Source organism: Nonomuraea sp. H19 (assembly GCF_052068215.1).
GTDB lineage: Bacteria > Actinomycetota > Actinomycetes > Streptosporangiales > Streptosporangiaceae > Nonomuraea.
On the sequence record NZ_JBQHCV010000014.1, the window covers coordinates 14,634 to 34,535 of the forward strand.

The 19,902-nt window shown below is 69.4% G+C and carries 22 protein-coding genes and 1 pseudogene; 10 read left to right on the top strand and 13 right to left on the bottom strand.

Features of this window, described 5'->3' with window-relative positions; translation table 11 throughout:
- Nucleotides 1–10 precede the first annotated feature (10 nt).
- From ACTMTI_RS29265 to ACTMTI_RS29275, 3 genes are read right to left on the bottom strand one after another with little or no spacing between them, the layout of a single operon-like run.
- Nucleotides 11–832, bottom strand: a complete 822-nt coding sequence (locus ACTMTI_RS29265; protein ID WP_441123772.1) for a carbohydrate ABC transporter permease — start codon at nucleotides 830–832, stop codon at nucleotides 11–13.
- Complete coding sequence (locus ACTMTI_RS29270) at nucleotides 832–1,860, bottom strand: carbohydrate ABC transporter permease (RefSeq protein WP_441123773.1); 1,029 nt, start codon at nucleotides 1,858–1,860, stop codon at nucleotides 832–834. Before ACTMTI_RS29270 ends, ACTMTI_RS29265 begins: the two co-directional genes overlap by 1 nt.
- A complete protein-coding gene (locus ACTMTI_RS29275; protein ID WP_441123774.1) occupies nucleotides 1,857–3,212 on the bottom strand; it encodes an extracellular solute-binding protein in 1,356 nt (451 codons plus the stop codon). Before ACTMTI_RS29275 ends, ACTMTI_RS29270 begins: the two co-directional genes overlap by 4 nt.
- Nucleotides 3,213–4,021: 809 nt before the next feature.
- Between ACTMTI_RS29275 and ACTMTI_RS29280 the strand changes: the two genes are divergently transcribed.
- The 4 genes from ACTMTI_RS29280 (at nucleotide 4,022) to ACTMTI_RS29295 (ending at nucleotide 7,969) form a co-directional block, all read left to right on the top strand.
- Complete coding sequence (locus tag ACTMTI_RS29280; RefSeq protein WP_441123775.1) at nucleotides 4,022–5,062, top strand: LacI family DNA-binding transcriptional regulator; 1,041 nt, start codon at nucleotides 4,022–4,024, stop codon at nucleotides 5,060–5,062.
- Nucleotides 5,059–5,823, top strand: a complete 765-nt coding sequence (locus ACTMTI_RS29285) for an SDR family NAD(P)-dependent oxidoreductase (protein ID WP_441123776.1) — start codon at nucleotides 5,059–5,061, stop codon at nucleotides 5,821–5,823. Before ACTMTI_RS29280 ends, ACTMTI_RS29285 begins: the two co-directional genes overlap by 4 nt.
- Before the next feature lie 119 nt (nucleotides 5,824–5,942).
- Entirely contained in the window at nucleotides 5,943–7,088 is a 1,146-nt protein-coding gene (dgoD, locus tag ACTMTI_RS29290) for a galactonate dehydratase (protein ID WP_441123777.1), read from the top strand.
- A 104-nt stretch (nucleotides 7,089–7,192) separates the two neighbouring features.
- Nucleotides 7,193–7,969, top strand: a complete 777-nt coding sequence (locus ACTMTI_RS29295; RefSeq protein ID WP_441123778.1) for an Fpg/Nei family DNA glycosylase — start codon at nucleotides 7,193–7,195, stop codon at nucleotides 7,967–7,969.
- A gap of 163 nt (nucleotides 7,970–8,132) precedes the next feature.
- Here the strand turns inward: ACTMTI_RS29295 and ACTMTI_RS29300 are convergent, their stop codons facing one another.
- Together ACTMTI_RS29300 and ACTMTI_RS29305 are read right to left on the bottom strand one after the other, a co-directional pair.
- Nucleotides 8,133–9,353 carry a cytochrome P450 family protein gene (locus ACTMTI_RS29300; protein WP_441123779.1) on the bottom strand — a complete coding sequence of 407 codons (1,221 nt, stop codon included), beginning with the start codon at nucleotides 9,351–9,353 and terminating at the stop codon, nucleotides 8,133–8,135.
- 127 nt (nucleotides 9,354–9,480) lie between these two features.
- Entirely contained in the window at nucleotides 9,481–10,209 is a 729-nt protein-coding gene (locus ACTMTI_RS29305) for an ArsR/SmtB family transcription factor (protein ID WP_441123780.1), read from the bottom strand.
- Nucleotides 10,210–10,275: 66 nt separating this feature from the next.
- Between ACTMTI_RS29305 and ACTMTI_RS29310 the strand changes: the two genes are divergently transcribed.
- On the top strand, nucleotides 10,276–10,932 hold the full coding sequence (locus tag ACTMTI_RS29310; protein WP_441123781.1) for a flavin reductase family protein: 657 nt from the start codon (nucleotides 10,276–10,278) through the stop codon (nucleotides 10,930–10,932).
- A 268-nt stretch (nucleotides 10,933–11,200) separates the two neighbouring features.
- Here ACTMTI_RS29310 and ACTMTI_RS29315 read toward each other — a convergent pair whose 3' ends face one another.
- Nucleotides 11,201–12,070 carry an SDR family oxidoreductase gene (locus ACTMTI_RS29315; protein WP_441123782.1) on the bottom strand — a complete coding sequence of 290 codons (870 nt, stop codon included), beginning with the start codon at nucleotides 12,068–12,070 and terminating at the stop codon, nucleotides 11,201–11,203.
- A gap of 58 nt (nucleotides 12,071–12,128) precedes the next feature.
- On the opposite strand from ACTMTI_RS29315, the gene ACTMTI_RS29320 reads away from it, so the two are divergent.
- The 3 genes from ACTMTI_RS29320 (at nucleotide 12,129) to ACTMTI_RS29330 (ending at nucleotide 13,479) form a co-directional block, all read left to right on the top strand.
- Nucleotides 12,129–12,488, top strand: coding sequence for a winged helix-turn-helix transcriptional regulator (locus ACTMTI_RS29320; RefSeq protein WP_441123783.1), 360 nt, complete (start codon nucleotides 12,129–12,131; stop codon nucleotides 12,486–12,488).
- A gap of 195 nt (nucleotides 12,489–12,683) precedes the next feature.
- Nucleotides 12,684–13,043, top strand: a complete 360-nt coding sequence (locus tag ACTMTI_RS29325) for an ArsR/SmtB family transcription factor (RefSeq protein WP_441123784.1) — start codon at nucleotides 12,684–12,686, stop codon at nucleotides 13,041–13,043.
- Between the two features lie 142 nt (nucleotides 13,044–13,185).
- Complete coding sequence (locus tag ACTMTI_RS29330; RefSeq protein WP_441123785.1) at nucleotides 13,186–13,479, top strand: ArsR/SmtB family transcription factor; 294 nt, start codon at nucleotides 13,186–13,188, stop codon at nucleotides 13,477–13,479.
- Between the two features lie 141 nt (nucleotides 13,480–13,620).
- Here the strand turns inward: ACTMTI_RS29330 and ACTMTI_RS29335 are convergent, their stop codons facing one another.
- Complete coding sequence (locus tag ACTMTI_RS29335) at nucleotides 13,621–15,114, bottom strand: alkaline phosphatase PhoX (RefSeq protein WP_441123786.1); 1,494 nt, start codon at nucleotides 15,112–15,114, stop codon at nucleotides 13,621–13,623.
- A 162-nt stretch (nucleotides 15,115–15,276) separates the two neighbouring features.
- On the opposite strand from ACTMTI_RS29335, the pseudogene ACTMTI_RS29340 reads away from it, so the two are divergent.
- Nucleotides 15,277–15,474, top strand: a pseudogene (locus ACTMTI_RS29340) (arsenic resistance protein); the annotation flags it as partial.
- A gap of 161 nt (nucleotides 15,475–15,635) precedes the next feature.
- On the opposite strand, the gene ACTMTI_RS29345 reads toward ACTMTI_RS29340, so the two are convergent.
- From ACTMTI_RS29345 to ACTMTI_RS29370, 6 genes are all read right to left on the bottom strand, one after another.
- Nucleotides 15,636–16,013, bottom strand: coding sequence for a metalloregulator ArsR/SmtB family transcription factor (locus tag ACTMTI_RS29345; RefSeq protein ID WP_441123787.1), 378 nt, complete (start codon nucleotides 16,011–16,013; stop codon nucleotides 15,636–15,638).
- Nucleotides 16,014–16,043: 30 nt separating this feature from the next.
- Nucleotides 16,044–17,336, bottom strand: coding sequence for an MFS transporter (locus ACTMTI_RS29350; RefSeq protein ID WP_441123788.1), 1,293 nt, complete (start codon nucleotides 17,334–17,336; stop codon nucleotides 16,044–16,046).
- On the bottom strand, nucleotides 17,279–17,548 hold the full coding sequence (locus ACTMTI_RS29355; protein WP_441123789.1) for a hypothetical protein: 270 nt from the start codon (nucleotides 17,546–17,548) through the stop codon (nucleotides 17,279–17,281). Before ACTMTI_RS29355 ends, ACTMTI_RS29350 begins: the two co-directional genes overlap by 58 nt.
- 14 nt (nucleotides 17,549–17,562) lie before the next feature.
- Complete coding sequence (locus ACTMTI_RS29360) at nucleotides 17,563–18,969, bottom strand: FAD-dependent oxidoreductase (RefSeq protein WP_441123790.1); 1,407 nt, start codon at nucleotides 18,967–18,969, stop codon at nucleotides 17,563–17,565.
- Between the two features lie 29 nt (nucleotides 18,970–18,998).
- Nucleotides 18,999–19,136 (bottom strand): hypothetical protein, encoded by a 138-nt coding sequence (locus ACTMTI_RS29365; protein WP_441123791.1) that lies wholly within the window; start codon nucleotides 19,134–19,136, stop codon nucleotides 18,999–19,001.
- Nucleotides 19,137–19,276: 140 nt separating this feature from the next.
- Nucleotides 19,277–19,612, bottom strand: coding sequence for an ArsR/SmtB family transcription factor (locus ACTMTI_RS29370; protein WP_441123792.1), 336 nt, complete (start codon nucleotides 19,610–19,612; stop codon nucleotides 19,277–19,279).
- 125 nt (nucleotides 19,613–19,737) lie between these two features.
- Between ACTMTI_RS29370 and ACTMTI_RS29375 the strand changes: the two genes are divergently transcribed.
- The gene (locus ACTMTI_RS29375; RefSeq protein WP_441123793.1) at nucleotides 19,738–19,872 is read left to right on the top strand and encodes a hypothetical protein; all 135 of its coding nucleotides are present in this window, start codon (nucleotides 19,738–19,740) and stop codon (nucleotides 19,870–19,872) included.
- Nucleotides 19,873–19,902 lie beyond the last annotated feature (30 nt).

A 19,902-nucleotide genomic window follows, 5' to 3' on the forward strand; every position in this document is an offset into this window, starting at 1 on the left:
AGGAGGGCGGTTACTTGAGTCCGGAGGTGGCGACGCCGGTGACGAAGCCGCGCTGGAGGATCAGGAACAGCACCAGCACGGGCACGACGTACATCACGGCGCCCGCGGCGACGAGGTTGAACAGCCATCCACCGTGCTGGTTGACGTAGCCGGTGGCGAGCTTGACCGCGAGGGTGGTGTGGTCGTCGTCCAGCAGCAGCGCGGGCGCGATCCAGTCGCCCCAGGTCCAGCTGAAGGAGAGGATCAGGCTGGTGGCGATGACCGGCCAGGACTGGGGCAGGAAGATCCGCCAGAAGATGCGGATGTGCCCGTAGCCGTCGACGATCGCCGCCTCCTCCAGCTCTCGCGGCATGTTCGTGAAGAACTGCCGGAACAAGAAGATCAGGTAGGGAGCTCCGGACAGCCCCCACAGCACCCACGGCACATAGGTGTTCACCAGGTTGAACCTGGCGAACAGCAGATAGGTCGGGATGAGCGTGATGACCTGCGGCAGCATCATCGTCGACAGCAGTATGCCGAAGATCACCCGCTTGCCCGGTGCGTCGAGCCGGGCGAAGCCGTACCCGGCCCAGGCCGAGGCGAGGGTCACCAGCGTCGCGTAGATCAACGCGATCATGAACGAGTTCCGGGCGTAGCCGAGATAGTCGAAGAAGGTCAGGGCCTCCTGGAAGTTGTTCATGGTGGGCTGCTGCGGCCACCAGTGGACGGGCATCGCGCGCAGCTCGGACGGGTCCTTGAACGCGGTGATCGCGAGCCAGCCGAAAGGGCCGAGGAAGAGCACGAGGCTCGCCACGAGGACCATGTAGACGGCGTTACGTCTGGCGAACACCATCACTTGCCTCCGACGGTGCGAGAATTGTTCTTCGCCGACTCCGGGTCCACGGCGTAGAAGACCGCGCCCTTGCTGAGCTTGAAGATGAGGAAGGTGACGGCGACGGTGATCGCGAAGAGCACCCACAGCATGGCGGAGGCGGAGCCGTAGCGCCCGTTGGCGAAGTACTGGGCGAAGACGTGGATCATGTAGAAGTAGTTGCTGTCGGGGACGGCGGTGACGCCCTTGGGGCTCGGGTCGAGCGAGAGCAGCAGCGGCATGAAGGTCTGCAGGGCGGCGAAGACGCCGGTGACGACCTGGAAGAACAACACCGGCGACAGCAGCGGCAGGGTGATGCGGGTGAAGGACTGCCAGTTGGTCGCCCCGTCCACCCGCGCGGCTTCGAGCACCTCCTTGGGCATGTCCTGAAGCCCTCCCAGCGAAATGATCATGCAGTTGCCCACGCCCCACAGCGTCAGCGCGATCAGCACCCAGCGGGCGTAGGGGTCCACCAGCCACGGCACCGCGTTGACGTTCAAGAGATCCAGCAGGCCGTTGGCCGCTCCAGAGTCTCGATCGAAGATCGTCTTGAAGGTGAGCGCGGCGCCGACCGGCGGCATCACGGCGGGCAGATACAGCAGGGTGCGGAACAGGCCACGAGCCCGTATCGGCTGGTTGACCAGCACCGCGAGGATCAGCCCCGCCACGATCGTCAGCGGCACGACGACGGCCGTGAAGACCCCGGTACGAGCCAGGGAGCTCATGACGTCCGGGTCGGAGAAGAGCTCCCGGTAGTTCTCCAGACCGACGAAGCGGGAGTTCGGGGAGAGCCCGTCGGAGTTGGTCAGACTTAGCCACAGCGCGTACCCGAGCGGGTAAGCCGTCAGCGCCAGGAAGCCCAGCACCCACGGACCGGCGAACACGTAGAAGGCCCCGGCCTTGCGCGCCTTGAGCGAGAGCGGTCTGCGCCCCGGCCGGGCGCCCGTCCCCTGGGACGGGGACGGCGCACCTGGCCCGGCGGACTGTTCGGTGAGCTGACCGGCACTCACCCCACGAGCTCCTTGCCCTTGGAGATCTGCTCGTTCATGCGCGAGTTCAGCTCGTCGGCGATCTTGCCCGCGGCCGCGCCGGACTTGATCGCGTTCGGCAGCACCTTGTTGATCGCCCCGTCCAGGGCAGCGAGCTGGACGTACGGGGTGAAGGGAAGCACGGAGAAGTACGGCAGCTCCCGCTGCTGAACCTCGAACGCCTGCTTATGGAACGGCGTGTCCTGCGGCATCTTCGAGTGCAGCGACTTCAGGCCGGGGATGCCCCAGCCGCCGCTGGCCCGGTCCTGGGCGGCCTGGCCGCCGAAGTACCACTCGAAGAACTTCCAGGCCACTTCCTTGTTCTTGGCGTCCTTGGGCATCCAGAAGCCGGTGGCGCCGAAACAGGGGCTGACGCGGTGGCTGCCGAGTTGCGGAGCGGGCGCGAACCGGGAGACCTCGGCCAGTTTGGGCTCCTCTCCGATCAGCCCGCCGAACCAGTAGCCGTCGGCGCACATCGCGACCCGGTCAGCCTGGTACGTCGGCCCGTCCCAGCCATCCGGGTTGGGGTTGGTGACGCTCGGGCCGATGTTGGCCTTGGCGTACTCGATGTACCACTGCAGTGCCTTGAGCGCCTCCGGAGAGGAGAAGTCCACCGAGGCCAGGTCCTCCGCGAACAGCCTCCCGCCGGCCGACGCGGTCATCTGCATGAACTGGGCGAAGAAGCCCATGCCCGTGACGTTCAGGCCATAGACCTTGACCTTGCCGAGCCTGCGCTTGACCAGCCGATTGCCGAGGTCCAGCACCTCGTCATAGGAGAGCGGCTCGGTGTCGCTGGGGTGGTCGAGGTTCGCGGCGTCGAACATGTCGGTGCGGTACCAGAGCATCGAGTCCTGCGAGTAGTCCTTCGCCAGCCCGTAGCGGGGCCCCGCCCCCTGCTTCTTGCCGTCGAAGCGCCAGACGTCGTTGACCGGGTCGATGTCGGAGTCCTTGAGCACCTTGCTCTGGGCGAAGTACGGGTCCAGGTCGGTCATCACGCCGCGTGCGGCGAAGTACGGCGTGTCCACCGCACCGATGCTGCGCACCAGGTCCGGCGGGTTCTTGCTCGCCAGCATGGCGTTGAGCTTGGCGGTGTCGTAGAGGACGATGCTGAGCTTGACGTTCAGCAGCTTCTCGATGGCCTGGACGGTCGGCTTGTCCCACTCGTCGGCCACCGTCATGACGGTGAGCGTCGTCGTCTTGCCGCTTCCGGAACCGCCTCCCCCGCTGTTGACGGAGGCGGCGCAGCTGGACAGGGTCGTTGCGGCGAATGCGGCACCGGCGGAGGCGGTGAGGAAGCGGCGCCGTCCGAAGGCGTTTGAGGGGGGAACGGACACGGTTGCCGGCCTTTCGTTCTCGGATTGCGGTGGGGGGCGCGGGGTGATCGACGGGCATGGACCGGGCATGAGTGCCGGGCGCTCGGCGGTCTCGGGTGCGGAGGTGCGGGAAGCACGCATCGTCCGCGGTCCTATGGGCGTGCGGAGGCAAGCGGAGCACGGTCGTCGCGTGTGGGCGTGCGGAGGCAAGGAGCACGGTCGTCGTGCGGGGGCAGGCGGTATCGCGTTCGTCCATCGCCGGCCCGCCGGTCGGCGGAGTGCGCCGCCGCGCCCTGCGGGCTGATCGTCTCGCCCTGGCGGTGGCGTGCGGATGGACAAGGACCTGACGCGGCACACCAGGCAACGGGGAGCTGGACCGGTCGGGTCCCTTCGCGCCCCGCGTCCAGGCAGGGTCTGCCGGTCACAGGTGTGGGTGAAGCCTTGCCGCACTCGAGCGATGCCGGCCGGTTCCCGGTCGAGTACCCGATGCGCCGGCTTCCCTGCTTCGTGCGGAAGGGTCGTCCGGCCGCGAGCGGCGGCCAGAGGTGGGTGGCTGCCTAGCGGCGTGCCATGGCTTCTGCCGGGAGGCAAAAGCGCTTCATTGCATACCTCACCCCATTTGACCTACTTATCTTGATCTTGTTGCGGCGATTCAGCCTATTTGTATCGACATGCGACATATGCCGCTTATGGCCGGTCCAGGAAACCGGTTGACTTCGTCTGCGGCGAAACGTTAGATTGCGGCAACATTAACTGTCAAGGGCCCAAACCAGACACCGGCGGCCAAACCGCAAGGCAGGTGGCTCACGACCAGAGACGGAGGAGGGCGAGTGCCGGAGCAGCCCGTGCGGGCCAGGCTGGTGGACGTCGCCAGGGAGGCCGGTGTCTCCAAGGCCACCGCGTCCAAGGTGCTCAACGGGCGGCAGGACCTGTCCGTGCGTCCGGAGACCCGGCGGCGCGTCCACGAGGTGGCCGAGGCGCTGGGGTACCGTCCCCACTCGGGGGCGCGGGCATTGGCGGGCGCCGGCACGCACGCGCTCGCCCTGCTGGTCCCGGCCCTTGCCAACCCCACGTACGTCACCATCACCCGCGGTGCCTACCAGCGGGCGCGTGACCTGGGCTACCTCTCGCTGCTGGCCGAGGACTTCGACGGGCAGGAGGCCGACGAGGCCTTCAACGATCTGGTGAGGGACGGGCGGGTGGACGGACTGCTCATCGCCTCTGCCCGCCCCGGTCACCCCCTGCTGGACGTCCTGCTCCGCAGCCCCGTCCCACACGTGTTCCTCAACCGGGCGGTCAGGGGGTCCGGGCGGAACGTCACCATAGACGTGGCCCGATCCAGCATCACCGCCCTCGACCACCTGCACGACCTTGGCCACCAGGCGGTCGGTCACATCGCGGGCCCGCCCGGCATCAGCCCCAGCGAGGACCGCAAGGAGGCGTTCCTGCGGCACGCCCGGGAACTGGGCCTGTCCGCGGCGCCGGTCGCATCCGGCGACTTCACGGAGGAGGGTGGCGCGGCCGCGGTGCGCGCCCTGCTGGGCTCCACCGCCGGCGGCCGTCGTCCGCCGGTCACGGCGGTGTACACGAGCTCGCTCGCCCAGGCGATCGGCGCCATGGCGGCGATCCGCGACCTGGGATTACGGATTCCCGAGGACATCTCCGTGGTGGGCAACGACGACCTGCCCATCGCCGGCCATCTCTCTCCACCGCTGACGACGGTGGCGATGCCTCTGTACGAACTCGGGGCCGCCGCCGTGGACGCCCTGGTCGCCGCGATCGAGGGATCGCCGGTCGGGGACGTCGTCGTGCCCACCGAGGCTCGCCTGATGCGCCGTGGCTCCACCGCACCACCCCGAGGATCGACATGACCGCCGTCGCCCTGGCCCGTTTCGAGGGCCGTACCGCACTGCTCACCGCGGCCGCCTCCGGAATCGGCGAGGCCACCGCCCACCGCCTGGCCGGGGAGGCGGCCGCGGTCCTGGTCACCGACGTGAACGCCGAGGGCGCCCGCCGGGTGGCCGAGGACATCCGGGCCAAGGGAGGCGACGCCCGCCATCGGCGGCTCGACGCCACCTCGCCCGAGGAGTGGGCGGCTGCGGTCGACGAGGTCCGCACGTGGACGGGTCGCCTGGACGTCCTGCATCTGAACGCCGGCAGAAACGTTCCGGGCGCGGCGCACGTACTTGACGACGTCTCCTGGCGCGACCAGCTGCGGCTCTCCCTCGACTCGGTCTTCTACGGCGTCCGAGCCGCGGTGCCCCTGCTCAGGACGGCCAGGGGCGCGGTGGTGGTCACCTCGTCGGTGCACGCGGTCATCGGCTTCACGGGCTATCCCGCCTACGCCGCGGCCAAGGGCGGGATCAGCGCCCTGATCCGCCAGCTGGCCGCCGAGTACGCCGGCGAAATCAGATTCAACGCCGTCCTCCCCGGCGCCGTGGACACAGCGGCGTGGGCGCAGGTGTCACCGGAGGAGCGCGTCCGCGCCATGTCACGGATCCCGGTCGGCAGGCTGGGGGTCGCCGGGGACATCGCCGCCGCGGTGGCCTACCTCGGCTCCGACGACGCCTCGTTCGTCACCGGGCAGAACCTGGTCGTGGACGGCGGCCGCAGCATCAGCGCCCACGAGTAGTCCCCTCGTTCCTTTCTCCCGCGAAGATCCCCGCGCGCACATCACATTCCGCGCACCACACCCCCCACAGGCGGTGTCCGGCCCGCGGACCGGGCACGCCAGGACCGGAGGCCACCACCATGAAGATCACCGGATATGAACTCTTCCTCGTCGAGCCACGCTGGCTGTTCCTGCGCGTCGACACCGACGAGGGGATATCCGGCTGGGGCGAGCCCATCGTCGAGGGCAAGGCGCACACCACCGCCACCGCCGTCGAGGAGATGTTCGACTACCTGATCGGGCAGGACCCCGCCCGTATCGAGGAGCACTGGCAGGTGCTCGCCAAGGGCGGCTTCTACCGGGGCGGCCCCGTGCTCAGCAGCGCCCTGGCCGGGATCGACCAGGCTCTGTGGGACATCGCCGGCAAGACCCACGGTGTCCCGGTGCACCAGCTTCTCGGCGGGCATGTCCGTGACCGGGTGCGCATCTACGGCTGGATCGGCGGGGACACCCCTGAGGAGCTGGCCGAATCGGCGGCCGAGCAGGTCGCCAAGGGATTGACCGCCGTCAAGATGGGTCCGTGCGGGCAACTGGAGCCCCTTGCCACAGCGGCCGCGATCCAGGCCATCGTGGCCCGGGTGACCGCCGTGCGCGAGGCCCTCGGCCCGGACCTCGACGTCGCCCTGGACTTCCACGGCAAGTTCAGCGGTGCGATGTCCCGGCGCGTTCTGCCGCTGCTGGAGCCGTTGCTGCCGATGTTCGTGGAGGAACCGGTGCTGCCGGAATACTCCCGCGACCTGGGCGCCGTGGTGCGCTCCACCTCGATTCCCATCGCCACCGGTGAACGGCTCTTCTCCCGATGGGACTTCCGCTCCGTGATGTCGGACGGCATCGCCGTCGCCCAGCCGGATATCAGTCACGCCGGAGGCATCTCCGAGACCCGGCGCATCGCCGCGATGGCGGAGACGTACGACGTCCTGGTCGCCCCGCACTGCCCGCTCGGCCCGGTCGCCCTCGCCGCCAGCCTCCAGCTCGACTTCGCCGTCCCCAACTTCCTCATCCAGGAACAGGCCCTCGGCATCGGCTACGGCGACAGCAGCGGCCTGCTGGGCTATCTCCTCGACCCAGAGCCCTTCACGGTCCGCGACGGCTACATCGAGCGCCCCACCGGCCCGGGACTCGGCATCACCATCGACGAGGACGCGCTCCGTGCCGCCGCGGAACGAGGACACCGCTGGCGCAACCCCTTGTGGCGCAACGCCGACGGATCGCTGGCCGCCTGGTAGCCGCTCGGGGAAGGTCCACCGAGTATGAGGTGTTCGCCGCCCAAGGCGGGACAGCACGTCGCGGCTCAGGGATGAGGCGGGGCTGGGTGGGCAGGGCATTTCTCATGCCGGAACTCCCTGACGTGGAGGGCTTCCGCAGGGTGCTGTCTGAGCACACCGGCGAGCCGATCAGGGCCGTGCGCGTGCGCGACCCCGGGGTTCTTCGCGGCATCGGCGCGCGGCAACTGGCCGGCGCGCTGCGAGGACACCGGTTCGAGCGGCCGCGGCGGCACGGCAAGTGGCTGATCGCCCCGGCCGGCGGGCCGGTACTGATGCTGCACTTCGGCATGACCGGCTCGCTGTCCTGGCATTCCCCTGGGGAGCCATGGCACCGGCATGACCGGGTCGTCTGGCAGTTCGACGACGGTGAGCTGCGCTTCCGCGACATGCGGAAACTCCAGGGCATCCGCCTTGCGGGCGATAAGACTCAAGCCGAGCGGGTGCTCGGCGATCTCGGCCCGGACGCGCGCGACGTATCACGCGAGCGCTTCGACGAACTGCTGTCGGGCCGCCGGGGACGGCTCAAGTCGGCGCTGACCGACCAGACTTTCATCGCAGGCCTGGGCAACCTGCTCGCGGACGAGATTTGCTGGCATGCCCGTGTCAATCCCCAGCGTGCCGTGGGAGATCTGGACGAAACCGAATGCGCCGCGTTGTACGAGGCGATGCGCCGGGTCCTGCGAGAAGCGATCAAGGCCGAATGCGTGCCTCCGCGTGACACTTGGCTCACCGGGACCCGCGACGAGCCCGACAGCCCCTGCCCGCGCTGCGGCACACCCTTGTCCAGCCGCCGTATCGCCGGCCGTACGACCGTCTGGTGCCCTCGCTGCCAACCTCCCTGACACAGCCGCACCAAGAGACGTGCCTCGAATCGGTGCACCCCGCGCCTGCCGGCAACCCCACCCACGCAGCTCGAGCGGCTGCTTGAGCTGATCTGGTGAGCGGGCCGCGCGGAAACCAGTCCGGCCCGGCAACCGTGAGCTGCCGGGGCCGGACGATGGCTGGTCAGGGCTTGGCGATACCGAGGTTGACCGGCAAGGACAGCGGCCCGATCGTGAAGAACGACGGGGAGTAGGGGATGTCGTCGGGGTCGATTGCGAGGCTGAGGCCAGGCAGCCGCCGGTACAGCGAGGCGAGCGCCAGCCGGCTCTCCATGCGGGCCAGCGGCGCCCCGATGCAATACCGCGGGCCGTGGCCGAAGCCGAGGTGTCCGGTCTGCTCGCGAGTGATGTCGAACCGGTTCGCGCTCTCGCCGTACTCGACCGGATCGATGCCACTCGCCTGATAGACCACACCCACCGCCTGGCCCTTGGGGATGTGCACCCCGGCGATGGTCACGTCCTCCGCCGTGAAACGGAAGCTGGTCATCATCACCGAGTGGCGGTAGCGCACGGTCTCCTCGACCACGTCGGCCCACCGGTCCTCGGCCTTGGCCAGCTCGAGCTGGCCGGGGTTCTGAGCCAGCGCCACGATGGCGTACCCGAGCAGGTGGACGGTGGTCTCGTGGCCGGCGACGAGCATGAGCCACAGCACGCCGACCAGTTCGTCGGTGGTGAGCTTGTCACCCTCGTCGCGGGCCTGGACCAGGCCGGAGGTGAGGTCGTCGCCCGGTTCCCGCTGCTTGCGCTCCACCAGGTCGTGCAGGAAGGCCTGAAGGTTGTTCTGCGTCGCGAACGCCACATCCGGCGGAGTGGTGTGCGCCAGCAGCGTCGCGGTCCAGTTTCGTAACCGGAGCCGGTCCTCGGCGGGCACGCCGAACAACTCACAGATCACCCACATCGGCAGCGCCTCAGTGAAGGCGGGCACCAGGTCGACGCCGTCACCGGCGGCCACCACGTCATCCAGCAAGCCATCTATGATCTGCTGGACCCGCGGCTCCAGTGCTCGCACCCGGGCAGGCGTGAACGCCCTGCCGACCAGACCGCGCAGCCGCTTGTGGTCGCCACCGTCCACGGTGGCCAGGTGACCGCCCTGAATGATGGCTCGCAGCGGCCAGTCTTCCGGGATCGATCCGTCGTGCAGAGCGGGCCAGTGCTGGGGATCCCTGAGGAAGGTCTTGTTGTCCCCGTCGAGGATCTCCCGCACGGCTCTGTGGGTCAGTGCCAGATAGGCGGGCACGCCCCCTGGGAACTCCACCTCGACCACGGGAGCGATCTCCCGAAGCCGGATGCAGGTGTCGAGCGGGTTTTCGTCCACGGCGGGAAAGGAGGGGAGGTTTGTTGTCATTTGATGCCTTTGAGAGAGGAAGTCAGCAAGTAGCCGGTGATCTCATCAAATATCCGTTGTGATCTACAAACAAACACGACTCAGCGATCAGTAACGGGATGGCTAGCTTGCGTTCACTCGCGCCGGATCAACCGACGGGGACGAGGGCCGCGTCGGGCAGACCGAGGTGGTCGCGGAGTCCGGTGCGGCCGGCCGGGGTGAGCGTGATGATCCGGCTGGGACCGGCCTCGGCCAGCCAACCGGCGGCGACCATGTGGCCGTACAGTGCCGCGCCGAGGGCGCCGGCCAGGTGAAGGCGCTGTTCGGTCCAGTCGAGGCAGGTGCGGATGTGCGGTTGCCGGCCGGGAGGCGGCGTGTCCGTCGCGATGTCGGCCTCGACGAGCCAGGCGATGCCCCGCTCGGTGAGCCTGGGACCGTGCTCCCAGGTCAGCAACCCGCTCGCGGTCATCCCGTCGGCGATCGCGACGGCCAGCGAACCGGCCAGGTGGTCGTAGCAGACCCGCGCGTGGGCCAGCGCGCGGCGGCGGTTGGCGTCGGTCAGCGAGCGCACCGGTGTGGGGCGTCGGGGAGCGCGTGCGGCGAGGTTCTCGATCAGCTCGGCGGTGTCGGCGCCGGCGAGCCGCAGGTAACGATGGCGGCCCCGGCGCTCCTCGGTCAGCAGCCCGCCGGCGACCAGCAGGTTGAGGTGTTCGGTGGCCGTCGAGACGGCCACTCCCGCGTAGCGGGCCAGTTCGGTGACCGTCCAGGCGTGGCCGTCCAGCAGGGCGAGGCAGAACGCCGCGCGGCTGCGGTCGGCCAGCAACCCGGCCAGCGCGGCGACGTCGGGGTGACCGTCGGGCATGTCACGGCTGCTCATCGCCCCATCCTCGCAAAGCGACATTTCGGTATTGACCGAAGCGTCCGGTACCTATGGTTTCCGGCCATGACCACCGAAACGCATGACCTCTCCGGCAGCACCGCGGGCGATCACGTGGTGATCGCCCCGAACATTCTCTACTTCGGGACGCCGGTCGCTCTGCTGACCACCGAGAACGACGACGCCACCGTCAATCTCTCGCCTATGTCGTCCGCCTGGGCCTTGGGCCAGGCGGTGGTGCTCGGGCTGTTGAGGTCGGGACAGACAGCGCACAATCTGACCGCGCGTCCCGATGTGGTGATCAATCTGCCGGCGCCGCATCAATGGCAGGCCGTGGAGCGCTTGGCCCGCCTCACCGGCCGCGATCCGGTGCCGGCCGAGAAGCGGGAGCTTTACCGGTACGAGAGCGCCAAGTTCGAGGCGGCCGGTCTGCGCGCCGAGCCGTCCGACCTCGTCCGGCCGCCCCGTGTCGCGGGTTGCCCGCTGCAGTTGGAAGCGCGCGCCGAACGCGCCCGGCCCGACGCGACGGGCCGGTTTCTGATCGTCGAGACGCACGTGGTGCGGGTGCACGCCGACCCCTCCATCGTCGTTCCCGGCACCGACCACGTGGACCCGGCCGCGTGGAGTCCGTTGATCTTCAATTTCCGGCATTACCAGGGCCTCGGCCCTGAGCTGGGTCACAGCTTCCGGTCGGAGACGGCCCGGCGACGCGTGTCTGGATAGACATTCGTTCATGCTCCAGGGCAGACGCGCGAGGACGCGAGAGCGCTCTGCGCCATGGCTCGACGGCCCCTGGACGGCTCGTCCAGGGGCGGGGTGATCCATGCTCCATGGCCGAACGACTTCAGGACGCGCGATGAGGTGCTCACCCAGCTACGGCTCTACGGTATCCACGACCCATCCCAGGGAGCCGCATCGCGTGGGATCTCCATCGCCTGGTTGTGCGGCCCCAGGCGGCACGGGCCCGGCGCCGCCTGGCACGTCGTCGCCTTCAGGAGCGCCAGTCCCGGCGCATGGCCCACTCGCGCAGCGTCGTGGTCCCGGACCTGATCAGCGCCGGGTCCGGGGCCGGCGGCGGTGGCGTTCCGGGCGGGGGCGGGGTGTAGGCGGCGGTAACGCCTGCGGCGGCCTCGGGCCCGAGGTGCGGGGCCAGCATCCGCTCGTACTCGCCCGGCTCGACGGTTCGCCACCGCAGCTCGCTCCCCAACACGGCGGCGAGCTCCGCGGCGACCTGATCGCCGGTCAGGGACTGAGGCCCGGCCATGATCCGCAGCGGCGGCGGGGCGGGGTCGGCGACGAGCTCGGCGATGGTGGCGGCCAGGTCGTCGAGCGCCAGCCAGGGCACCGGCATCTCCCCGGGCAGCGGGTAGGCGACCTCCCCGGCGGCCACGCGCGGGAGCGACCAGGGGGCGGCCAGGTTCTCCATGTAGGTGAACGCCGGCCCCACCACCGTGGCGACGCCGACGACGCCCGGCAGCTCAGTGGCCAGCAGCGCCCTGGTGTCCACGAACGGCACCCCCGTCGGCTCGGTGACCGGCGGGCCACCGGTGTTGAACACCGCCCGCGGCACCCCCGCCTCCTTCAGAGCGCTGAGCACCGCCTCGGCCTGTGCGACCGCCGCCTCGGCGGCGAAGACCAGCGGCAGCTGAACGACGACCGCATCGGCCCCGGCGTAGGCGTCCGCCAGGGACGTGGGCACGGAGAGGTCGGCGAAGACCGGTTCGGCGCCTGCAGGCAGCTTGGGCGCGGAGGAGCCGCGGACCGCGGCGCGCACGCGGTGGCCCGCGGCGAGGAGGCGCCGGACAACGGGGTTTCCTTGGGTGCCGGTCGCTCCATGGACGACAACGGTGGAGGTGTTCATGGGTCGGCACATTAGTTTCCAAAGTGAAGTAGTACCTAGAACGAAATATAGTTTCCATATGGAAACTGTTGGGGCGGACATCGCCGCTCGCCTGAGGACGGCGTCCCCACGAGGGTGCGGTGTCGAGCGGACGCTCAAGGTCCTCGACGGCAAATGGACGACACTGATCATCCGGGAGCTGCTGACCGGGCCCAAGAGGTTCGGGGAGCTGCGCTCCGCCCTGGGTGAGCCCAGCGCCAAGACGCTCACCGACCGGCTGCGCGCCCTGGAGAACCAGAAGATCCTCACCCGTACGGTGCACGCCGAGGTGCCGCCCCGCGTCGTCTACGAACTCACCGAACAGGGCCAGAGCCTCAGCGGCATCCTGTACGCCATGCTCGTATGGGGCGAAGAGCACCCCCTCGCCGAGGAAGCTTGACTCGACGCGGCGATATCGCCCCCACACCCCCTCGCGCCAGCCGGGTCTCGGCGATGTCGGCGGGCATCCTCGATCGGCTCGTCACCAGCGGACCGAGACCGAACGCCGGTAGCGGCCGGGCGCGATGGGAGAAGGCGGTGGATCGTTGCCGGCAGCGAGATCTCGTTCGGGGCCGGTGCTCCGTACACTGATGCGGTGGACCGTGACGAGACGCTGTCGATCGCCCCGAACGCGCTCAGCCGGGACGAGGACTGCCACACTCCCGTCGTCGCCCAGCCGCTCACACGATCACAGGCCGAGCATCTCGCCGGCGCACTCAAGGCGGTCGCCGACCCCACGAGGCTCCAGCTCCTGAGCATGATCAGCGGGAGCGAAGCCGGAGAGGCGTGTGTCTGCGACCTCACCGCCCCGCTCGGGCTCACTCAGCCCACCGTCAGCCACCATCTCAAGATCCTCGTCGATGCGGGCCTGCTGACCCGCGAGCGGCGCGGAAAGTGGTCCTGGTACGCGATCGTGCCGGACCGCCTCGACGCGCTCCGAGGCTTGCTTCCGTAGGTTCTGGCTGGTCATCCACCCGATCGGCGCCTGGACAATCGCATCGAAAGCCATGGAAAATAGATGCGTGTCTATGAATGGATAGCTGATGCTTCTCCGGTCATCCGATGACAGCTGCGTCGGCGCAGCCCCCGGCCCCCCGATGCCGCCGCAGACGGCCGCCGACCTGGCGCGGCAGCTGAAGGCCATGGCGGATCCGGTGCGTCTGCGCATTTTGAGTATCGTGCTGGCTCATGCCGATGGCGAGGTGTGCGTCTGTGACATCACCGACGCCTTCGACCTGGCCGGACCGACAGTGAGCCATCACCTCAGGGCGCTGCGGGAAGCCGGGTTGCTGGCGGCGGACAAGCGCGGCACCTGGGTCTTCTACCGGGCCACCGATGACGGCCATCGCCTCTTCACCCGCCTGTCCAGGGTTCCCGCAGCTCGGCCCTGATCCGGTGAGGGCTTAGAGGAGATGGCCCGAGCGTGCGCCGCCATCGCCCAGCTCGAATCCCGGCAGGCGCTGTGCTCTGGGCGGCCATCGGGATGCAGCGGCTCGGCGGCGTACGGCACGCCGCCGAGCTGTAGATAGGGCTTACAGCGGTCCCAGCTGCCACGGGCCGCGGATGGCGTAGGTGCGTCCCGGCGGATCGAGTTCGGTGGTGGCGCCGAGGGTGTTGACGAACATGACGGATCCGTCGGGGCTGAAGCAGGCGCCCGCGAACTCGCTGTCGTCGGAGATGTTGACGGCGAATTCGAACGGCTGGCCGCCCGGTGCCAGCCCGATCAGGCGGTTGACGTTGGTCAGTCCCGGAGCCAGGGGATGCGGGTCCGCGTCGACCGAGGAGGCGTCGTCCTCGCACAGGACGATCCCGCCGCGCGGAGTGAAGAGCAGGTTGTCCGGCGAGTCGAGTTCCTTGCGGCCGGGCGACTCGTACACCAGCACCAGCGTGCCGCCGTCGCTGCGGCCGGGGATGTACTGCCAGACCTGCCCGTACCCCTCCCGGAAGCCGTCCGCGTTGGGAGCGTCGCCGTTCTTGGCGTCACCGCCGCTGGTGGAATTGAAGAAGATGCTGCCGTCGCCGTACCAGCAGCCCTCGAGACGGTTGAACTTCGCTCCGCCTTTGGCCAGGCCCTGCTGGGTGCAGGTCTGTGCGCCGTTCTCCAGGTCGGGGTCCGGGTCGTCGATGGTGACCCACTCGGCCGGCAGGCGGGCGCCCATCTTCTGGCCCTCGCGGCAGTCGTAGTTGTCGACGCCCTTGATCTTGAGCATCTCCAGCACCCCGCCCGCGGCCAGGTTGCGCGGGTCCTTGGGCCGGAAGCGGTAGAACCCGTCCGGCTTGCCTGAGTCGTCCTCGGTCTCATAGACGTAGCCGGTACGAGGATCGACCGCGATGGCCTCGTGAGAGAAACGACCCATCGCCGTGAGCGGCATCGAGGCGGCGGGCTTGCCGGGCTCCGGGCCCTCCAGCGGCACTTCGAAGATGTAACCGTGCTTGCGCTGCCAGCCCTGCTTGGTACCGGCGGTGGTCTCCTCACACGTCAGCCAGCCACGACGCTGAAACATCATGCCACCGGCGCAGTTGACGATCGTGCCGTTGAGGCTGACGAAGTGCTTGAGCACCTCACCGCTGCGCAGGTCCACCTCCAGCGTGGTGGTGCCGGCGACGCCGAGCTCGTCGTAGCGCTCAGATCCGGGCACGAGGACACGGCCCGTCGGCGAGCCGGGAGTCGTGCGCACCTCGTGATTGCGAATCAGGCGTACGGTGCCACGCCGGGTGCCGGGGAACGCCGCCATGCCATCGTGGGCGATGGGCGTCGCCACCCCGTCGGTCATGGGCGTGCCGGTCTTGCCCAGAACGACGTAGGAGAAACCGGCCGGCAAGGCCAGCAACTCCTCTCCGGTGTTCTTCGCCGGGGTACGCCGCAGCGCGCCGTAGCCGACCTCGCCGGAGTCGAAGGCGGGACGGCCGGCGTCGGCCCAGGACGCGTGGGCGCCCAGGGTATGGATGGCGACGCCGCTGGCCAGCGCACCGCCGGCGGTGGCGAGGCTGCGGCCGAGGAAGGATCGTCGATCAAGCGCGGTCATAGGTGCTTCCCCTCGGAACAAGGTCAGGGCGCTCCGATCGTTCACCCATAGACAAACATCTATGCGTTTCTTGTCTGTACACACGATGAACGAGGGCTTTCGACAGCGTAAACGCGCTGATCGCCGCCGGGCAGACCCAATGTGTCAGCGGGTGAGTTCGTCTCCACGCTCGCCTTCACCGCGGCCGGCAACAACTTCGAGCCGGCCATCGCGGTGGCCGTCGGCGTGTTCGGCGTCACCTCGGGGCAGGCGCCGGCCGGGGTGGTCGGCCCGCTCATCGAGGTGCCCGTCCTGGTCGCCCTGGTCTACGTCAGTCTGTGGGGGCGGCGCCTGTTCAGCAAGGAGCCCGCTGGTGCCTAGTGTCCTGTTCGTCTGCGCGTACAACGCCGGCCGCTCCCAGCCGGCCGCCGGGTGGCTCTCCCCCGACGAAATCGGCCTTGGCCCGGCGCAGGTAGTAGCCGGCGGCTAAACCCGCCCGGCCACCGCCGGTGACCAGGACATCGACCGCGCGGGTTCATCGGTCATACGGGGGTGAGCTCCAGCTCACCTGGGCTGCTGGGCGCGGACTCGGTCAGCGGCGCGAACAGGGCGCCCAGCTTGTTCACCGCCTCGGGGATGATCCGATAGTAGACCCAGGTGCCGCGCCGCTCGCCGTCGATCAAGCCCGCTGTACGCAACACCTTGAGGTGGTGCGAGATCGTGGGCGCCGTCAGGTCGAAGGCGTCGGTGAGGTCGCACACGCAGGCTTCGCCTCCGGCGTGGGAGCCGATCATCGACAGCAGGCGCAGCCGTACCGGGTCGGCGACGGCCTTCAGCATGACCGCCAGCTCGGCGGCGTCGGTCTCCGACAGCGGCTCGCGCACGATCGGCGCGCAGCACTGGATCGTGACGGCGGTCATCCGGCCCCCTTATTTCGAAATCTATCGAAATTATACGCGATGGTACGCGACCAAGGCCAACGCGGCGATCACACAGGCGGCGGCGACCGCGCCCATCACCCAGACATAGCCGACTGCTTGGGCGAGCGCGACCGCTCCCAGCGGAGCGAGGGCCTTGTCGGCGACGGAGAAGGCGGCGATACGGCCCGACAGTGTGGCATAGGCGGCGGTGCCGTACCGGCTGACCAGCAGGTGCGGCAGGGTGATGGAGGCGATGCCGAAGCCCAGCCCGAATCCCAGCACGCAGCCGATGGCGCCCGGCACCGCGCGCCCGACCAGCGGCAGCAACAGGACGGAGACCCCCTGCAGGGCGAAGATCGCAGCAGCGATGAGGGCGGCGGGCAGGCGGCGTTGCAGACCGGTGGTGAGCAGGCGTCCGGCCACCGACAGCACCCCCAGAAGTCCGGCCAGCGTGGCGGCCAGGACGGGTGAGTGGCCGAGGTGGATGAGATAGGTGATGAGCAGGACGGCCATCACCGCCGCCGCGCCGCCGTTGGCGGTGAAAGCGAGCACCAGCAGCCAGAACGGCCGCCGGCGGGTGGCGGCCTTGACGATGCCGGCACGCTCTTCCGCTGTGGCGTGCTCGTGCTTGGCGTGGGTACGGCGGCGCAGGACGAGCGCGTGCAGGGGGATCGCGGCCAGGCCGTAGATCAGCGCCAGGACGACCAGGGCCTGGCGCCAGCCGTACCACTCCACCAGCAGCCCGGTGAGCGGCAGGAAGATCGAGGAGGCGAAGCCGGCCACGACAGTGAGCGCGAGCAGGGCGCCTGCCCGGCCACCTTCCCGGGCAGGGCCGTCGAACCAGCTGACGATGACGGCGAAGGCCGACTCGTAGAGCACCATGGCGCAGGCGATGCCCATCGCGGCGAACACCGCGTACAGCTGCCACAGACTCTCCACCCGCGACCAGGCCAGCACGGCTGTCGCGCCGAGAATCGATCCGGCGGTCATGAGGCCACGGCCGCCGCGGGCATCCAGCCGGCGGCCGACCGGCGGCGCGCACAGCGCGGCGATCAGGATCGACAGGGTGAGCGCGGCGGCGATCTGGGCATGGGTGGCGTGCAGGTCGCGCGCCATCGGCGCGAGGAAGACGGAGAAGGCGTAGTAGAGCACGCCGTACCCGATGGTCTGGGTGACGGCCAGCGCGGCGACGATCCGCCGGCCATGGCCGGACCGAGGCTGACCGCCGCCCCTGATGTGTGGGGCGGCGGTCTCGGCGGTGGAGCTCACTCCGGCCCGCTGGAGCACGAGATCAGGCGGCGGCCGTCCGCTGTCGTCGTCCACTCGTCTCCCGTTGCGGCGATGAAGCCCTGAGCCTCCAGACGCCAGGCCAGGGTGCCGGCCATGCGGGCGATGGCCGGCGCGTAGCCCGGGTCGGTGCTGGATCGCCGGGCGCTGACCAACTGGTGGCCCAGCTCTTGCGTGTGCAACAGGCCGTGGTCGCAGATGAGGCGCAAGGCCTCCTTCTGGGCGGCTGTCGGGTATCCGTCTGACATGTCGATCCCTGCTTTCAGCCGCAGCAGCCGCCGCCGTCGTTGGAGGCGCCGACGGTGGCCAGGGGCAGCGGGGTGGCCAGCAGGCCGCCGCTGATGCCGGTGGCCAGGCCAACGCGCTGCTCCTGGGCCTCGGCGAGGTTGGAGGAGCACACGCCGGTCTCCGGCAGGTCGAGCTGAACGTCGCGGGCCGCCTCCCAGTCGCCCGCGATGGCCGCGACGACCGAGCGGACCTGCTCGTAGCCGGTGGCCATCAGGAACGTCGGGGCACGGCCGTAGCTCTTGACGCCGACGGAGTAGTAGCCCGGTTCGGGGTGGGACAGCTCATCGACGCCGTGCGCGGGCACGGTGCCGCAGGAGTGCTGGTTGGGGTCGATCAGCGGGGCCAGTCGCCGGGTGGAGCCGAGGATCGGGTCCAGGTCCAGACGCAACTCGGAGGCGATGGAGTGGTCCGGTCGGTAGCCCGTCGCGGCCACGATGCGGTCCACCGTGACGGACTGCTCGGCACCGGACGGGTCACGGCTGACCACGGTCACCTGGTCGCCGCTCCGGGTGACGGAGCGGGCGAAGAAGCCTGTCAGCAGCTGAATGCGGCCCGACTCGACGTGGGCGCGCAGGCGAGTGCCGAGCGCGCCGCGGGCGGGCAGCGCGTCGGCCGCGCCGCCGCCATAGGTTCGGCCGGCGCTGCCCGCGCGGATCGCCCAGGTGATCTGAGTGTCGTCGAGCTGTGCGAGGGCGAGCAGGGTGGTGGCGGCCGAGTGGCCGGCGCCCACGACCAGCGTGTGCCTGCCCTCGTAGGTTTCACGGTCGGCGCCGAGCACGTCCGGCAGGGCGTGGTCGACCAGCTCGCCGGCCTCCGCCTCACCGTAGGCGGGCAGGCCGCTGGCACCCAGGACGTTCGGCGTGAAGTAGGTGCCGGAGGCGTCGATGATCGCGCGGGCCGGCAACTCCTCGCCGCCGTCGAGACGGATCAGGAACGGGACGTCTTCGCGGCCGTTGGTCCGGACCCGGTCATAGCCGAGGCGGCTGATCGCTGTCACCTTGGTGCTGAGCCGTACCTTGTCGCCGAACAGCTTGGCCAGCGGAGCGAGATAGTCAGTGATCAGCTCGGCGCCGGTGGGCAGCCACTCGGGGTCCGGCTCGCTCCAGCCGTCGGCCTCCAGCAGGCGCTTGGCGGCGGCGTCGATGTTGAACTTCCATGGGCTGAACACCCGGACGTGGCCCCATTGGGCGACGGAGGCGGCTGCCTGCTCGCCGGCCTCCAGGACCAGGAAGTCCTGACCGCGCTCGGCCAGGTGCGCGGCGGCGGCCAGACCGACCGGGCCCGCGCCGATGACCACCACCGGCAGCTCGCCGGCCTCGATCCTGCTCATGGGCTGCTCTGCCTCCAGGGGCGCGGTGGTGCCGCAGCATCCGTCACTCATGATGATCCTCTTTCGTGTCGGCAAGATGGCTAACGGAGCATCAGGCTCGTGGTGCGGGCACGATCGATCACTGCACCGGCCCGGCAGGCCGCGTCGCAGACCTCGCCGCGGGTCTCGTCGAACGTGACGGTGCCGTCACGGCGCAACCGGCGCAGTAGAGCGCGCATCGCACCCCTCCTGTTTAGACGGTTTTCGAAGTAGTAGCCAGCATGCCTCACTGATTAGAGAACTGTCAAATTAGATGTTCACCTAAACTGCCGGGACGCCGGATCGGTGCGCGTCCGGCTGCAGGAAACCCGGTTCGGGCCTATCCGCATCCGCCGACGGACGGGCCATCCTCGGGAGGGCAGCACGCCTGCAGGGCAGCCTGCAGATCCGTCAGAGCGCGTCGCACGCCGTCGGGATTGGCGCGGTAGTGGACGGTCTTCCATTCGCGCCGCGCGGTGAGCACCCCGCCGTCGCGAAGCGTCGCCAGATGGGTGGAGGCGGCCGACTGGGCGAGCGAAAGCCGCTCGGCCACCTCGTTGACCGTCAGCTCCACCCCGCCCTCGAACAGGAAGAGGATCTGCTGGCGGGTGTCGCTGGCCAGCGCCTTGAGGAAGCCGCGGGCCGCGTCCGTCAGCTGGATCCCATTGGTCGCCATCTCCACAGGATGACTCTACATCGTCGTATTGTCATTTCAGGATTTGACAATACGAAGCATGAACACCATCGTCATCGGCGGCGGTCGGTCCGGCCTCGCCGCCGCCCACGCCCTGCGGGAGCACCATGCCCGGACACGACTTCCCCGGCGACCCGGACCACTACCTCCACCGGGACGAGGTCGTCTCCTACCTGCGCCGCTACGCCGACACTCGACATGGAGATCCGCACCGGCACGCGCGTCAGCGCGGTGGAAGCTGACGCCGCCGAGATGGCCGATTCAGGTGGCGG

Excerpts from the sequence above, each read along its gene's own strand:
- ACTMTI_RS29265 (WP_441123772.1), bottom strand. The coding sequence starts at position 832 with ATGGTGTTCGCCAGACGTAACGCCGTCTACATGGTCCTCGTGGCGAGC.
- ACTMTI_RS29285 (WP_441123776.1), top strand. The coding sequence starts at position 5,059 with ATGACCGCCGTCGCCCTGGCCCGTTTCGAGGGCCGTACCGCACTGCTC.
- dgoD (WP_441123777.1), top strand. The coding sequence starts at position 5,943 with ATGAAGATCACCGGATATGAACTCTTCCTCGTCGAGCCACGCTGGCTG.
- ACTMTI_RS29295 (WP_441123778.1), top strand. The coding sequence starts at position 7,193 with ATGCCGGAACTCCCTGACGTGGAGGGCTTCCGCAGGGTGCTGTCTGAG.
- ACTMTI_RS29300 (WP_441123779.1), bottom strand. The coding sequence starts at position 9,353 with ATGACAACAAACCTCCCCTCCTTTCCCGCCGTGGACGAAAACCCGCTC.
- ACTMTI_RS29305 (WP_441123780.1), bottom strand. The coding sequence starts at position 10,209 with ATGAGCAGCCGTGACATGCCCGACGGTCACCCCGACGTCGCCGCGCTG.
- ACTMTI_RS29310 (WP_441123781.1), top strand. The coding sequence starts at position 10,276 with ATGACCACCGAAACGCATGACCTCTCCGGCAGCACCGCGGGCGATCAC.
- ACTMTI_RS29315 (WP_441123782.1), bottom strand. The coding sequence starts at position 12,070 with ATGAACACCTCCACCGTTGTCGTCCATGGAGCGACCGGCACCCAAGGA.
- ACTMTI_RS29320 (WP_441123783.1), top strand. The coding sequence starts at position 12,129 with ATGGAAACTGTTGGGGCGGACATCGCCGCTCGCCTGAGGACGGCGTCC.
- ACTMTI_RS29330 (WP_441123785.1), top strand. The coding sequence starts at position 13,186 with ATGCCGCCGCAGACGGCCGCCGACCTGGCGCGGCAGCTGAAGGCCATG.
- ACTMTI_RS29335 (WP_441123786.1), bottom strand. The coding sequence starts at position 15,114 with ATGACCGCGCTTGATCGACGATCCTTCCTCGGCCGCAGCCTCGCCACC.
- ACTMTI_RS29345 (WP_441123787.1), bottom strand. The coding sequence starts at position 16,013 with ATGACCGCCGTCACGATCCAGTGCTGCGCGCCGATCGTGCGCGAGCCG.
- ACTMTI_RS29355 (WP_441123789.1), bottom strand. The coding sequence starts at position 17,548 with ATGTCAGACGGATACCCGACAGCCGCCCAGAAGGAGGCCTTGCGCCTC.
- ACTMTI_RS29360 (WP_441123790.1), bottom strand. The coding sequence starts at position 18,969 with ATGAGTGACGGATGCTGCGGCACCACCGCGCCCCTGGAGGCAGAGCAG.
- ACTMTI_RS29365 (WP_441123791.1), bottom strand. The coding sequence starts at position 19,136 with ATGCGCGCTCTACTGCGCCGGTTGCGCCGTGACGGCACCGTCACGTTC.
- ACTMTI_RS29370 (WP_441123792.1), bottom strand. The coding sequence starts at position 19,612 with ATGGCGACCAATGGGATCCAGCTGACGGACGCGGCCCGCGGCTTCCTC.
- ACTMTI_RS29375 (WP_441123793.1), top strand. The coding sequence starts at position 19,738 with ATGCCCGGACACGACTTCCCCGGCGACCCGGACCACTACCTCCACCGG.